Consider the following 13,797-nt stretch of genomic DNA (forward strand, 5'->3'; position numbering starts at 1 on the left):
CGCGAGCTGGCCGGCGCACGCGTGCTGATGGCCGAGGACAACCCGGTCAACATGATGATCGCGGTGGCGCTGCTGGAGCGCTGGGGGCTGCAGGTCGAGCAGGCGGTCGACGGCCGCCAGGCGGTCGAGGCGGTGGAACGTGCCGCCGCCAGCGGCCGGCCCTTCGACGCCGTGCTGATGGACGTGCAGATGCCGGTGATGAGCGGCTACGAGGCGACGCGCACGCTGCGCTACCGCGAGGCCGGCCGGCGCCTGCCGATCATCGCCCTGACCGCCGCGGCGCTGGTCAGCGAACGCGAGGCCGCGACCGCCGCCGGCATGGACGACTTCCTGACCAAGCCGATCGACGCCGACAAACTCCGCGAGACCCTCGCCCGCTGGGTGAGGAACTGACCCCCCCCGAAGCGCCTTCGGCGCACCTTGCAGGCCGCGCCGGGCCGGCGGCCCGGCTCCTCGGCTGGCAAGAACCGTCCACTGGACGGTTCTAGTCCCGCCACGGCCCCCTCAAGGGGGCGCCGCCGGTGGCCCGGCAAAGCCGGTCCACGGCGGCAGCTTGACTGCGACGAGCAAGCCCCGTCGCAGCTCCTTCAGTCGAGCGTGACCTCGGTGCGCACCGTGCCGGCGCGGTCGGCGCTGGCGACGAGCCCGATCGCCGCGCCCCGCGGCCCCTGCACGACCCATTCGACGACGGCGCGGTCGGCGGTGATCTCGCGCTGCGGCAGGAAGGCCTGCAGCGACTGGCGCGGCGCATGGCCGTCCAGGTGCGGGCCTTCGATGCGTTCGCGGCCGGAGATCAGCGTGCACTCGGGCGGCAGGTGGATGCGGAACACCGTGCCGCGCACCGTCTTGCGTTCGATCGCGCGTTTGCTGATGTTCGACGGCAGGTAGCCGGCGTTGCCGACGGCCAGGCGCACGCGCCAGGTGTCGGGGCCCAGCGCCCGCACCTCGGCGCGCAGCAGCTCGAGCTTCGGCAGCGACAGCGCGAGCTGCGTCAGCCAGGCCGGGAAACGTGCCGCCTCGCGCTCGCGCAGCGCCGGCGGAGGGTTGCGCCAGTAGTTCATGCGGTCCCAGCCGCCGAGCTCGACCATGCCCAGCTGCGGGTGGCGGAACGGGTACCAGTCGACGTGCGCCTGGCCGCCGCACTGCTCGTCGCTCCACTTCAGCAGCTTCAGGTCGTCCTCGGGCGGGTGGTCGCGGTACCACTCGATCCACTTGTAGTCGCTGATGCCGGCTTCCTTGTTCGGCGCCCAGATCTCGACCGTCCAGAACAGCGCCCCGAGGTGCTCGTAGACCCAGTCCTGGGTGCCGGTGATGACTTCCTTCGGGTGGTACTTGAAGTCGTGGAAGGTGCTGATCGCCGGGTAGCCGGTGAGCCTGGCGCCGATGTCGGACAGGCGCTTGTAGATCCACAGATCCTCGGGCGTCATGTCGTCGTCGGACTGGGTGCCCATCGGCCGCAGGATGACGCCGCTGTGGGTGTGGAAGCTGACCGCGGCGCCGACGTTGGGGTGGCGCACGAGGAAGTCGACCATCGCCCGCACCTCGGGCTCGCTGGCCGGGTAGGGGCCGGCGCCGAGCTGCTCGAACTCCTGGCGCCAGTAGGCGGGGAAGTTGCGGTTCAGGTCCAGGCCCTCGACGTCGCGGTTTGCGCTGATGCGCACGCCGTCGAAGTGCTTCAGCGTGCCCTCGGGGATCAGCCGGTAGTACTCGCCGCCGAACTCGCCGGGCTCGCGCGCGACCATCAGCCGCGGTTCTTCGGCGTGTTTCTTCCACGGGCCATGCGGGTCGGGCACCCGCATGTAGAGGATGCGGCCGTCGCCGTCGACGTCCTCGATCGTCAGGCCGTCGACCGGCTCCTCGGCATACGGGTAGGGCCGCGTCGACGAGCGGATGTGGCGCGGGCGCTCGGCCAGCGCGAGCTCGGCACCGTCGGGGTTCAGGCGCGGGCAGAGATAGACGGCGCGCGTGTCCAGCAGCTGGCGGATCTTCTCGTCGCCGGCTTCGTAGCCGGTGACGAGCTGGTGCAGCCAGTACAGGCAGGCGGTGCTGGCGGTCAGCTCGGCGGCGTGGATGTTGCCGTCGACCCAGAACGCAGGCTTGTCGACGTCGGCGCCGGTGTCGGGGTTGGTCAGCACCACCAGCCAGATGTCGCGACCCTCGTGGCTCTTGCCGATGGACTCCAGCCGCACGAGCCCGGGGCGGGCGGCGGCGTAGTCGGCCAGCAGGCGCGAAAGCTCGGCGTGGCGGTAGAAGACGTCGAAGCGGGGGACGGGAATGGCGGCCATGGTGTCGTCGCGGCGGGAGACCGCGGCGATTGTGGCCCGCGCCGGCCGTGCGTGGGGCTCAGGGGCAGCGCCGCAGCCGGCACTCGCCGTCGACGAAGACACGCAGCTCGCCCGGTGCGAACGCCGACCAGGGCTCGCCGGCGGTCAGCGGCTCGGTGGCGACGATGGCGACGCGGTCGCCGGGCTGGGTCAGCGCGGCGAAGTCGACCGTCAGGTCCTCGTCGGCCAGCGTCGCGGCGCCGAACGGATGGCGGCGCTCCAGCGAATGCAGCTTGGTCGAGCCGTGCGCCCACAGCGCCTGGCCGTTGGACAGCAGCAGGTTGAACGTGCCGTGGCGCGCCGGCAGCGGCAGCAGCTCGGCGAGCGTGCAGGTCAGCTCGTCGATGCTCGGCAGGTCGGCGTGGGCCTTGTCCAGCTCCTGCATCAGCCAGCAGAAGGCGCGTTCGCTGTCGGTGTCACCCACCGGGCGGAAGGCGCCGTGCAGCCGCGGCGCGAAGTCCTTCAGGTCGCCGTTGTGCGCGAACACCCAGTAGCGGCCCCACAGCTCGCGCACGAACGGGTGGGTGTTCTCCAGCGCGACGCGGCCCTGCGTCGCCTTGCGGATGTGGGCGACGACGTTGAGGCTCTTGATCGGGTAGTGCTTGACCAGCTCGGCCACCGGGCTGGTGCGCGCGCCGTGGTGGTCGATGAAGTGGCGCAGCCCGCGCTCCTCGAAGAAGCCGATGCCGAAGCCGTCCTTGTGCTCGTCGGCGCGGCAGGCCAGGCCGGCAAAGCTGAACATCACGTCGGTCGGCGTGTTGGCATTCATGCCGAGCAGCTGGCACATCGCGGTTACTCGAACATCAGTTTGGTCATGCCGCGCCAGCTGAGCAGGCGGCCGGGGTTCTGGCGCTCCTCGAGCACCGCGCTCATGCGACGCAGGATGCGCGGGCTGCGGCGCGCGCGCCAGACGACGAGGTCGGCCAGCCAGGGCAGGCGGTTGACGTGCGCGGCCTTCTCGTAGAGCTCGAAACGCGGCTTCAGGCCGGCCAGCGCGGCCTCGTGGCGGGCGCGCACCGCGGCATCGTCGCCGCCTTCGGCCAGCGCGGCGGCGGTCAGCAGGCCGGTCTCCAGCGCCTTGCCGATGCCCTCGCCGGTGAAGGCGTAGGTGCTGCCGGCGGCTTCGCCGGTGACCAGCAGCCCGGGGCGCGACCAGCGTGCGCCACCCAGCGAGCAGCGCAGCGGCGCGCCCTTCCAGTCGCCGCGCAGCTCGCCGCGCGCCAGCAGGCCGGCCGCCGGGGCGTGCACCGCGGCGAAGGTGTCGAGCATCCGGCGCAGGTTGACCTCGCGCATCGAGGCCCGGCCCCTTCTTCGCTGGCGTGGCTGGCGGTCAGCCCGACCCCGACGTTGAAGGTGCCGCCCGGGCCGGGAAAGATCCAGCCGTAGCCGCCCGACAGGCGCGGGTGCCAGACGATCTGCAGCTCGCGCAGCGTCGCCGCGAGCTCCGGGTGGTGCAGGTAGCCGCGCAGCGCGACGCTGCTGGGCGCGCGGCGCTCGCAGACGCCGGCGGCGACCAGCGGCGGCGCCGCGGCGCCAGTGGCGAGCACGACCCAGCGTGCACGCACCTCGTGTTCGATGCCGTCGCCACGCAGCCGGGCGCCGACGACACGTTCGCCGTCGAGCAGCGGGGCGACGAAACGCCACGGCGCGGCGAAACGCGCCCCGGCCGCACGCGCGGCGCGGCAGACGATGTCGTCGAGATCACGCCGCGGCAGCACCGCCAGCGTGCCGGGCACGTCGACGTGGCCGCCACGCGGCGCGACGCAGCGCACGTGCGCGGCGCGCAGGGCGCGGTCCATCACCTCGTCGTGCACGCCGAGCACACGCAGCGCGGCGTGGGCGTCGGGGATCAGGCCGTCGCCGCAGACCTTGTCACGCGGGAAGACGTGCTGGTCGACGAGCAGCACGTCGTGCCCGGCCGCGGCGAGCGTGCGCGCGCAGGCGCTGCCGGCCGGGCCGGCGCCGACGACGAGCACTTCGCAGGCAGCCGGAAGCACGGGAGGCGACACGCGGCCCATTGTAGGGAGCGCGGCCGGGGCCGCCGCGGCGGGCTGCGGCTTGATGAACCTCAATTCAGCACCCGACAGCGCGGCGCAAGATGAGCCGCACCGAGGCTCCCGAGAGCCCTGCCGAGGAGAAGACGATGTCCACCCAACTGACGGCGGGCCAGCGGGCATGGCTGGAAGCCGCGCTCGTGCAGCGGCAGCACCAGCTCGACCGCCGGCTCGAAGACCACCACCAGGGCCTGTCGCGCGCCGAGCACGCGCACGAGCTGCGCGAGCAGGATCACGACGACCAGCCGCAGCGTGAGGACGAGCGCGACGTCGACATGGCGCTGTCCGACCTGGAGCTGCGTGAACTGGGCGAGGTCAGCGCCGCGCTGCGCCGGCTGCAGGCCGGCGCGTACGGCCGCTGCGCCGACTGCGACGAGGCGATCCCGTTCGACCGGCTGAAGGCCGAGCCCTGGGCGCTGCGCTGCGTCGGCTGCGAGAGCCGGCGCGAGCGCCAGCCCTCGCGCTAGCGTCAGGCCGCCGCCTTCACCTTCAGCCGCCAGGCGTGCAGCAGCGGCTCGGTGTAGCCGGACGGCTGCTGGGTGCCCTTGAAGACCAGGTCGCAGGCCGCCTGGAACGCGGCGCTGTCCTTGGCGCGGCCGGCCATCGGGCGGTAGGCCGGGTCGCCGGCGTTCTGCTGGTCGACGACCTTGGCCATGCGCTTGAAGGTGGCACGCACCCGCGCCTTGTCGACGACGCCGTGCTCCAGCCAGTTGGCGATGTGCTGGCTGGAGATGCGCAGCGTGGCGCGGTCTTCCATCAGGCCGACGTCGTGGATGTCGGGCACCTTGGAGCAGCCGACGCCCTGGTCGACCCAGCGCACGACGTAGCCGAGGATGCCCTGCACGTTGTTGTCGAGCTCCTGCTGGATCTCGGCGTCGCTCCACTTGGCCTTCTTGACCACCGGCACCGTCAGCAGGCCTTCGAGCAGGGCCTCGCGCTCGGCGTCGACGTCGGTCTTCTCCAGCGTCTTCTGGATCTTGGCGACGTCGACCTGGTGGTAGTGCATCGCGTGCAGCGTCGCCGCGGTCGGGCTGGGCACCCAGGCGGTGTTGGCGCCGGCCATCGGGTGGGCGATCTTCTGCTGCAGCATCGCGCCCATCAGGTCGGGCATGGCCCACATGCCCTTGCCGATCTGCGCCTTGCCGCGCAGGCCGCACTCCAGCCCGACGAGCACGTTCTGGCGCTCGTAGGCCTGGATCCAGGCGGTGGTCTTCATGTCGCCCTTGCGCAGCATCGCGCCGGCCTGCATCGCGGTGTGCATCTCGTCGCCGGTGCGGTCGAGGAAGCCGGTGTTGATGAAGGCCACGCGGTCGGCGGCGGCGGCGATGCAGGCCTTGAGGTTGACGCTGGTGCGGCGCTCCTCGTCCATGATGCCGAGCTTGACGGTCGCCTTGGGCAGGCCCAGCAGCGCCTCGACGCGGCCGAACAGCTCGCTGGCGAAGGCGACTTCGGCCGGGCCGTGCATCTTCGGCTTGACGATGTAGATCGAGCCGGCGCGCGAGTTGACGATGCCGTTCGCGCCGTGGCGCTGCAGGTCGTGCAGCGCGATCGTCGTCGTGACGACGGCGTCGAGGATGCCTTCGGGGATCTCGCGCCCGTCGTCGCCGAACAGCACCGCCGGCGTCGTCATCAGGTGGCCGACGTTGCGCACGAAGAGCAGCGAGCGGCCGTGCAGCACGACCTCCTCGCCGTTCGGGCCGGTGTAGCGGCGGTCGGGGTTCAGGCCGCGCGTGAAGGTCTTGCCGGCCTTCGTGACCTGCTCGGTCAGCGTGCCCTTCAGGATGCCCAGCCAGTTGGAATAGGCCAGCACCTTGTCGGCGCCGTCGACGACGGCCACCGAATCTTCCAGGTCGAGGATGGTCGACAGCGCCGCCTCGACGACGAGGTCGCAGACGCCGGCCGGGTCGGAGGCGCCGATCGTCGTGCCGCGGTCGATGCGCAGGTCCAGGTGCAGGCCGTGGTGCACGAACAGCACCGACGACGGCGCGGCGGCCTCGCCCTGATAACCGACGAACTGCGCCGGCTTCTTCAGCGCGACGGTCTTGCCGTCCTTCAGCGTCACGACGAGCTGGCCGCCTTCGACGCGGTAGCCGGTGGAGTCGAGGTGCGAACCCTTGGCCAGCGGCACGGTGCGGTCGAGCACGTGGCGCGCGTACTCGACGACCTTGGCGCCGCGCACCGGGTTGTAGGCGCCGGCGCGCGTGGCGCCGTCGGTCTCGGGCAGCGCGTCGGTGCCGTAGAGCGCGTCGTACAGCGAGCCCCAGCGCGCGTTGGCGGCATTGAGCGCGTAGCGCGCGTTGGTGATCGGCACGACGAGCTGCGGGCCGGCCTGCAGCGCGAGCTCGCTGTCGACGTTCTTCGTCGTCGCCTTCACCTTGGCCGGCACCGGCACCAGGTAGCCGATCTTCTCGAGGAAGGCGCGGTACTTGGCCATGTTCCTGATCGGGCCCGGGTGCTTGGCGTGCCAGGCATCGAGCTCGGTCTGCAGCCGGTCGCGTTCGGCCAGCAGCGCGGCGTTCTTCGGCGCCAGGTCGGCGACGAGGGCGTCGAAGCCGGCCCAGAAGGCAGCGGGCTCGATGCCGGTGCCGGGCAGCACCTGGTCTTCGATGAAGCGGGCCAGCAGCGTGTCGACGTGCAGTCGGTGGAAGGTCGTGCGCATGAGGAGGCGTTTCAGGAAGGGAAGAACGAAAGAACCTCGCGCAGGCTGGCGCCGGTGCGCGTGGGGGCGGTGTCGAACGGTTCGGGCGGCAGGCCGGCGCGGTTGACCCACAGCGTCGTGAAGCCGTACCAGGTGCCGCCGAGCGCGTCCCAGCCGTTGCTGGAGACGAACAGGATCTCGCGCGCGGCGACACCCAGCGTCGCCGGCGCCAGCGCGTAGGCGGCGGGGTCGGTCTTGTAGCGCTGCGCCGGCTCGACGCTGATCACGTGCTGCAGCAGCGGCGCGAAGCCGGCGCTGCGCACCGCGACGGCCAGCATCTCGGGGTCGCCGTTGCTGAGGATGGCCGCCGGTACGCCACGCGCCTTAAGCGCCTCCAGCACCTCGCGGCCCTCGGGGAAGGCGCTGAGGTGGCGGTACTGGTTCATCAGCCGGTCCTCGGTGGCGGCGTCCAGCGCCAGGCCGCGGCGCGCGGCGGCGTAGCGCAGGCCGGCGCGCGTGAGGTCCCAGAACGGGCGGTAGCGGCCGCTCATCGACACCAGCCGCGTGTAGTCGATCTGCTTGTCGCGCCAGAGCTGGGCCAGCGCCTCGCCGTGGCCCGGGAACAGCTGCTCGGCGAGCAGGCCCACGCTGTAGACGTCGAACAGCGTGCCGAACGCGTCGAAGACGACGGCGCGGGGCGGGGCGGGCGTGCGGGCGACCATGATGCGGAGGAATCTAATCGCCGCGGCGGCCTCGATTGCGTACGCCGGAGTTCGGAGTCCTGTGCACCAGGCGCACGAAACCGGCCCGATTCCAACCTTCAAGGCACGGAGCCAGCGTAAGATCAGCCGGCAATCCGGCTACCGGAATCACGAATCCCGCCGATGCCGCGCCTCAAGCAGATCGAATCCTTCGTCGCCGTCGCGACCAAGGGCAGCCTCACCGCCGCAGCCCAGGCCGAGGGCGTGGCACCGGCCGTGGTCGGGCGGCGCATCGACGCGCTGGAAGAGCGGCTGGGCGTCAAGCTGATGCTGCGCACGACGCGGCGCATCACGCTGACCCACGAAGGCAGCGCCTTCCTGGAGGACTGCCAGAAGGTGCTGGCCGACCTGGGCAACGCCGAGGCCAGCGTCAGCGCCGGCGGCGTCAAGGCCAGCGGCCATCTGCGCATCACCGCGCCGGCCGGTTTCGGCCGCCGCCACGTCGCGCCGCTGGTGCCCAGCTTCATGGCCGAGCATCCGGACGTCAGCCTGTCGCTGAACCTCAGCGACCGCGTCGTCGACATCGTCAACGAGGGCTTCGACTGCGCGATCCGCGTCGGCGACCTGGCCGACTCCAGCCTCGTCAGCGTGCGCCTGGCCGACAACCGGCGGCTGTGCGTGGCCTCGCCGCGCTACCTGCAGCGCGCCGGCGTGCCGCGCACGCCGGCCGACCTGGCGCGCCATGAGTGCCTGACGCTGTCGTCGGACGCCAGCCAGACGCGCGGCTGGGCCTTTCTCGTCGACGGCCAGGTGCAGCACCTGCGCCCGACGGGCCGGCTGGACTGCAGCGACGGCCAGGTGCTGCACGCCTGGTGCCGGGCGGGCCTGGGCATCGCCTGGCGCAGCACCTGGGAGGTGCAGCAGGACATCGCCTCGGGGCAGCTGGTGGCGGTGCTGGAGGAGTTCTCCGCGCCGCCGAACGGCATCTACGCCGTGTTTCCGCAACGGCGGCTGCTGCCGCTGCGGGTGCGGCTGTGGATCGACTTCGTCAAACACAGCTACGGCGACCCGGGCTACTGGGCCCGGGCCGCCGTCTGAAGCAGGAAGCTCACTTGGCCGACAGGCACTCCTTCATGAAGGCCTTGCGCTCGTCGCCGGTCTTGCCGGCGGCCTCGGCGTTGCAGGTCTTCATGCGTTCCTGCGGCGTCGCCTTGGCCGGCTTGGCCGACAGGCATTCCTTCATGAACGCCTTGCGCTCGTCGCCCTTGCGGTCGCCGGCGTCCTGGTTGCAGGTCTTCATCTTGCTCTGCTGCGCCGTCTCGGCGGCCAGCGCCGTGCCGCAGGCCAGCAGGCCCGCGATCGCGGCGGCGATGATCGTGCTCTTCATGTCGTTTCTCCTGGTCTGCCCTCCGGGGCCGGCGTCGATTGGATCAGAGGCCCGGGCCGCGGGCCAGGGGCAATCGTGGCGAATTTCCAGCCCGATGCTTGTGGCCGGCCGCCGCGGGCCGGAAGATAGGCGCCCATGATCTCGCTGGAGGGTGTGCCCTCGGCCCTCGTGGCCCGCAATCAGAGCTGGGTGCGCCAGCAGGCGCAGTCGCTGGTGCGCCACCTCCCGGCCAATGTCGAGAAGGCCGACCTGATCCAGGTCGGGCTGATCGCCGTGGCCCAGGCCTCGCTCAGCTTCGTCTGGGACGGCGACCCCGACACCGCGGAGGCGCACGAGGCCTTCGCGCGTTATGCCCGCCAGCGCGTCAAGGGCGCGATGATCGACGAGCTGCGCCAGATGGACGTGCTGACCCGCGCCCAGCGCCGCAAGATCAAGGTGCTGCAGATCGCGCGCGAGCGCTGGCGCTCGACCAACGGCGGCGAGGCCGGCCTGGCCGAGCTGGCGCGGCTGTGCAAGATGGACCTGGAGGAGGTGGCGCTGCTCGAGCAGCTGGCCCAGGCGAGCCAGCAGCGCAGCAGCAGCGGCGAGGACGACGAGCCCGAGTTCACCGAACGCCACCACCCGGCCACCGAGAAGGACGAGGTCGAGGCGCGGGTGGACACGGCGATCGTGCTGCGCCACCTGGAGACCTTCTTCGCCCAGCTGCCGGAGCGCGAGCGCCGCGTGATCGACGCCTACCTCGGCATCGGCATGTCGCCGGTGGAGCTGGCGGCGTCGCTGAAGGTGACGCCGTCGCGGGTCTCGCAGATGTACCACGGGCTGCTGCGGCGCATGGCGCAGCGCTTCGGCACCGCGCCGCAGCAGCGCGCCACCGACCGCACCCGCCGGCCCGACCGCGCCGACATGGAGGCGCTGGTCGCCCAGCGCGAGCGCGAGCTGCAGGCGCGCCCCGAAGCCGGGCCGTGGGGCGCGATGATGGAAGACGTGCTGGTCTCGCCGGCCGAACGTTTCGGCGTGCACATCGACGTGCCCGAAGGCACGCGCTGGTAGGCGTGGAACGGGCACGCGCCGAAGGCACGTGCTCGTTCAAACGAGCTGTTGGGCGCGGAACGCGCACGCGCCGAAGGCACGTGCTCGGTGCACGCTGAACGGCGCAAAGGCACTCGTCAGACTGACTGGAGCCTCGCTCGCGGAGGGAGGCTGGAGGGAGCCGTCGAACAAGCTGGAGCACCCTCTCGGAGGGGGCTCGGGGGAGCCGTACGCAAAGCCGCAGGCTAGGAATCGGCGAGGCTTCTGCGGCGCCGACGCCTAGAGGATGCGGCGCGGATGCGCCAGCGCCTCGTGCGCGGCGTGCAGCCGGCGCACCAGCACGCCGATGAAGGCCTGGTCGAAGCGGTGGCGGGTGTCCATCGACAGCTGCACCAGCGTCTCCGGCGTGAACGAGATGCTGGTCAGCGGCTCGGACACCAGGATGTCGGCGCTGTGCACACGCAGCTCCTCGCTGGGCGCCAGGTAGGCCATCTCGCCGACCGAGGTGCCCATGCCCAGCCGGGCGACACGCTGGCCGTCGCGGTAGACGTCCACCTGGCCGGCGGCGACGATGTGGAAGGCGTTGCCGGTGTCGCCCTTGCGGAACAGCGCGTGGCCGTAGGGGAAACGCTGCCACTTCGCGCGGTGCACCACCTCCCAGAGCTCGACGTCGCCGAAACGCGAGAAGAACTCCAGCTTGCGCAGCAGGTTGAAGCGCTCGGAGTCGAGCACGTTCTGGGCGTGGCCCTGCGTCACCTCGCGGTTGGCGACGAGTTCGGACAGCGCCTGCGCGAACGCGCTCCAGTCGGCCGGGCGCTCGTCGCGCTTCTTGGACAGCGCACGCAGGATCAGCGCCTCCAGCCGCGGCGGCACGCCTTCGCGCAGCAGGCCCAGCGCCGGCGGCTCGGCGCGGTAGATCTGGTGCATCAGCGCCGGCTGCTGCTGGGCGTCGAACGGCGGGCGCCCGGCGATCAGGTGGTACAGCACCGCGGCCAGCGAATAGATGTCGGCGCGGCAGTCCAGCGTGTCGCCGTCGAGCTGCTCGGGCGACATGTAGGCCAGCGAGCCGACGCGGTAGATCTGGGTGCGCTCGGTGTCGAAGTTGAAGACGCTGCCGAAGTCGGTGATCTTGACGTCGACGACCTGGTCGCCGTCGACCACCGCCAGCAGGTTGGCCGGCTTCACGTCGCGGTGGATCAGGCCCTGGCGGTACATGTAGTCCAGCGCCATCGCGCACTTGAAGCCGATCTCGACGATCTGGTCCAGCGGCAGCAGCGCGTCGGCACGGCAGAAGCGCCTGAGCGTCGAGCCGGGCACGTACTCCATCACCAGGTACGGCGCCTGGCCGTCGGCCACCGCGTCGAGGATGCGCACGACGTTGGGGTGCTGCAGCCGGCCGACGAGCGCCGCCTCGGCGGCGAAGAAACGCTGCTGGAAGTGGCTCTCGCGCGAGTCGGCGGCCAGCGCCGGGCGCACGCGCTTGATCGCCACGTCCTCCTCGCGGAACTCGTCGCGGGCGCGGAAGACCTCGCTGGTGGCGCCCTCGCCCAGGCGCTCGAGCACCCGGTACTTGCCGATGCGCTCGGGCAGGTCGGGGTCGAAGAAGGTGGACGTCGTGGTGGGGGCGTCGGTCATCGTCTCGGGCCGTGTGGGGCCGGCCGATGTTGCCACCTTCGCCGCGCCCCGGCGAGCCCGCGCCGGGAGCAGGGCCCAAAAGTAGAATCGGCCGATGATCCAAGCCAAGCAAGAGCTGCTGCAGGCGCTGGCCGCGGCGCTGGCCGAACTGGCCCCCGGCGCCGCCCCGGTCGCCGCGTTCGAGTCCCCCAAGCAGGCCGCCCACGGCGACCTCGCGATCACCGCCGCGATGGGGCTGGCGCGCACGCTGAAGAAGAACCCGCGTGAAGTCGGCCAGCAGCTCGTCGAGCTGCTCGGCCGCCAGCCGGCCTTCGAGCGCTGGGTGCAGGCCCTCGAGATCGCCGGCCCGGGCTTCATCAACCTGCGCCTGAAGCCGGCGGCGCGCCAGGCCGTCGTCGCCGAGGTGCTGCAAGGCGGCGAGGCCTTCGGCCGCAAGCCGGCCGGCGCCGGCAAGCTGATGGTCGAGTTCGTCTCGGCCAACCCGACCGGCCCGCTGCACGTCGGCCACGGGCGCCAGGCGGCGCTGGGCGACTCGATCTGCCGCCTGTTCGAGTCGCAGGGCTGGGACGTGACGCGCGAGTTCTATTACAACGACGCCGGCGTCCAGATCCAGAACCTGGCCACCTCGACGCGCTGCCGCCTGAAGGGCCTCAAGCCCGGCGACGACGGCTGGCCCGAGTCGGCCTACAACGGCGACTACATCGCCGACATCGCCGCCGACTTCGCCGCGAAGAAGACGGTGCACGCCGACGACCGCGCCTTCACCGCCTCGGGCGACGCCGACGACGTCGACGGCATCCGCCAGTTCGCCGTCGCCTACCTGCGCCACGAGCAGGACCTGGACCTGCAGGCCTTCGGCGTGCGCTTCGACAACTACTACCTCGAGTCCAGCCTCTACGCCGACGGCCGCGTCGAGGACACCGTGCGCCGCCTCGTCGCCGCCGGCAAGACCTTCGAGGACGGCGGCGCGCTGTGGCTGCGCAGCACCGACTACGGCGACGACAAGGACCGCGTGATGCGCAAGTCCGACGGCAGCTACACCTACTTCGTGCCCGACGTCGCGTACCACATCGCCAAGTTCGAGCGCGGCTTCACCAAGGTCATCAACGTCCAGGGCAGCGACCACCACGGCACGATCGCGCGGGTGCGCGCCGGCCTGCAGGCCGCCGGCGTCGGCATCCCCGCCGGCTACCCCGACTACGTGCTGCACAAGATGGTCACCGTGATGAAGGGCGGGCAGGAGGTGAAGATCTCCAAGCGCGCCGGCAGCTACGTCACGCTGCGCGACCTGATCGACTGGACCAGCCGCGACGCGGTGCGCTACTTCCTCATCAGCCGCAAGGCCGACACCGAGTTCGTCTTCGACATCGACCTGGCGCTGAAGGCCAACGACGAGAACCCGGTCTTCTACGTCCAGTACGCGCACGCGCGCATCTGCTCGGTGCTGGCGCAGTACCAGGGCGAGACCGACTTCGCCGGCGCCGACCTGTCGCGGCTGACGGCGCCGTCGGAATACGCGCTGATGCTGCAGCTGGCGGCCTACCCGGGCATGCTCGAGCGCGCCGCGGCCGAACACGCGCCGCACGACGTCGCGTTCTACCTGCGCGACCTGGCCGCGGCCTTCCACAGCTACTACGCCGCCGAACGTTTCCTCGTCGATGACCCGGCGCTGGCCCGCGCGCGCATGGCGCTGCTGGCGGCCACCGCCCAGGTGCTGCGCAACGCGCTGGGCATGCTGGGCGTGTCGGCGCCGACCTCGATGTCGCGCGCCGCCGCCGAAGAGGTGCCGGCGTGAAGGGCCAGCGCGGCGGCTTCGCGCTCGGGCTGATCGTCGGCCTGCTCGCCGGCCTGGCGATCGCGCTGGCGGTGGCGCTGTACATCACCAAGGCGCCGGTGCCCTTCATCGACAAGGTGCCGCAGCGCACCGCCGAGCAGGACAGCGCCGAGGTCGAGCGCAACAAGCGCTGGGACCCGAACGCGCCGCTGGCCGGCAAGCAGCCGCCGCTGCCGGCGGCGGCCGCCTCGGCGC

The 13,797-nt window shown here is 71.7% G+C and carries 12 protein-coding genes and 2 pseudogenes; 6 read left to right on the top strand and 8 right to left on the bottom strand.

The window, feature by feature from the left end; genetic code table 11:
- The coding region (locus tag RBXJA2T_RS00650) for a response regulator (RefSeq protein ID WP_009855375.1) at positions 1 to 393 on the top strand (393 nt) is incomplete at its 5' end.
- Between the two features lie 194 nt (positions 394 to 587).
- On the opposite strand, the gene RBXJA2T_RS00655 is transcribed toward RBXJA2T_RS00650, so the two are convergent.
- The 4 genes and pseudogenes from RBXJA2T_RS00655 to RBXJA2T_RS20605 form a co-directional block, all read right to left on the bottom strand.
- A complete protein-coding gene (locus RBXJA2T_RS00655) occupies positions 588 to 2,285 on the bottom strand; it encodes a M14 family metallopeptidase (protein WP_009855376.1) in 1,698 nt (565 codons plus the stop codon).
- A gap of 58 nt (positions 2,286 to 2,343) precedes the next feature.
- Entirely contained in the window at positions 2,344 to 3,111 is a 768-nt protein-coding gene (locus RBXJA2T_RS00660; RefSeq protein ID WP_009855377.1) for a class II glutamine amidotransferase, read from the bottom strand.
- Between the two features lie 5 nt (positions 3,112 to 3,116).
- Complete coding sequence (locus tag RBXJA2T_RS20600) at positions 3,117 to 3,617, bottom strand: hypothetical protein (protein ID WP_237704838.1); 501 nt, start codon at positions 3,615 to 3,617, stop codon at positions 3,117 to 3,119.
- A 266-nt stretch (positions 3,618 to 3,883) separates the two neighbouring features.
- Positions 3,884 to 4,501 (bottom strand): annotated as a pseudogene (locus tag RBXJA2T_RS20605) (NAD(P)/FAD-dependent oxidoreductase); the annotation flags it as partial.
- On the opposite strand from RBXJA2T_RS20605, the gene RBXJA2T_RS00670 reads away from it, so the two are divergent.
- A complete protein-coding gene (locus tag RBXJA2T_RS00670; RefSeq protein WP_037290783.1) occupies positions 4,468 to 4,845 on the top strand; it encodes a TraR/DksA family transcriptional regulator in 378 nt (125 codons plus the stop codon). The pseudogene RBXJA2T_RS20605 and the gene RBXJA2T_RS00670 overlap by 34 nt on opposite strands.
- Positions 4,846 to 4,847: 2 nt before the next feature.
- Here the strand turns inward: RBXJA2T_RS00670 and RBXJA2T_RS00675 are convergent, their stop codons facing one another.
- Together RBXJA2T_RS00675 and RBXJA2T_RS00680 are read right to left on the bottom strand one after the other, a co-directional pair.
- The gene (locus tag RBXJA2T_RS00675) at positions 4,848 to 7,037 is read right to left on the bottom strand and encodes a malate synthase G (RefSeq protein WP_009855379.1); all 2,190 of its coding nucleotides are present in this window, start codon (positions 7,035 to 7,037) and stop codon (positions 4,848 to 4,850) included.
- Between the two features lie 11 nt (positions 7,038 to 7,048).
- On the bottom strand, positions 7,049 to 7,738 hold the full coding sequence (locus RBXJA2T_RS00680; protein WP_009855380.1) for a haloacid dehalogenase type II: 690 nt from the start codon (positions 7,736 to 7,738) through the stop codon (positions 7,049 to 7,051).
- Between the two features lie 162 nt (positions 7,739 to 7,900).
- On the opposite strand from RBXJA2T_RS00680, the gene RBXJA2T_RS00685 reads away from it, so the two are divergent.
- Positions 7,901 to 8,815 carry a LysR family transcriptional regulator gene (locus tag RBXJA2T_RS00685; RefSeq protein WP_009855381.1) on the top strand — a complete coding sequence of 305 codons (915 nt, stop codon included), beginning with the start codon at positions 7,901 to 7,903 and terminating at the stop codon, positions 8,813 to 8,815.
- A 10-nt stretch (positions 8,816 to 8,825) separates the two neighbouring features.
- Here the strand turns inward: RBXJA2T_RS00685 and RBXJA2T_RS00690 are convergent, their stop codons facing one another.
- Positions 8,826 to 9,104, bottom strand: coding sequence for a PsiF family protein (locus RBXJA2T_RS00690; RefSeq protein WP_009855382.1), 279 nt, complete (start codon positions 9,102 to 9,104; stop codon positions 8,826 to 8,828).
- 135 nt (positions 9,105 to 9,239) lie between these two features.
- Here RBXJA2T_RS00690 and RBXJA2T_RS00695 point away from each other — a divergent pair, with 135 nt between their 5' ends.
- Positions 9,240 to 10,154, top strand: a complete 915-nt coding sequence (locus tag RBXJA2T_RS00695; RefSeq protein WP_009855383.1) for a sigma-70 family RNA polymerase sigma factor — start codon at positions 9,240 to 9,242, stop codon at positions 10,152 to 10,154.
- A gap of 258 nt (positions 10,155 to 10,412) precedes the next feature.
- Here the strand turns inward: RBXJA2T_RS00695 and RBXJA2T_RS00700 are convergent, their stop codons facing one another.
- The gene (locus tag RBXJA2T_RS00700) at positions 10,413 to 11,768 is read right to left on the bottom strand and encodes a serine/threonine-protein kinase (protein WP_009855384.1); all 1,356 of its coding nucleotides are present in this window, start codon (positions 11,766 to 11,768) and stop codon (positions 10,413 to 10,415) included.
- A 94-nt stretch (positions 11,769 to 11,862) separates the two neighbouring features.
- On the opposite strand from RBXJA2T_RS00700, the gene argS reads away from it, so the two are divergent.
- A complete protein-coding gene (gene argS / locus RBXJA2T_RS00705) occupies positions 11,863 to 13,563 on the top strand; it encodes an arginine--tRNA ligase (protein WP_009855385.1) in 1,701 nt (566 codons plus the stop codon).
- Positions 13,560 to 13,797, top strand: a pseudogene (locus RBXJA2T_RS00710) (SPOR domain-containing protein); the annotation flags it as partial. The gene argS and the pseudogene RBXJA2T_RS00710, both read left to right, overlap by 4 nt.

The organism is Rubrivivax benzoatilyticus JA2 = ATCC BAA-35 (genome assembly GCF_000190375.1).
GTDB lineage: Bacteria > Pseudomonadota > Gammaproteobacteria > Burkholderiales > Burkholderiaceae_C > Rubrivivax > Rubrivivax benzoatilyticus.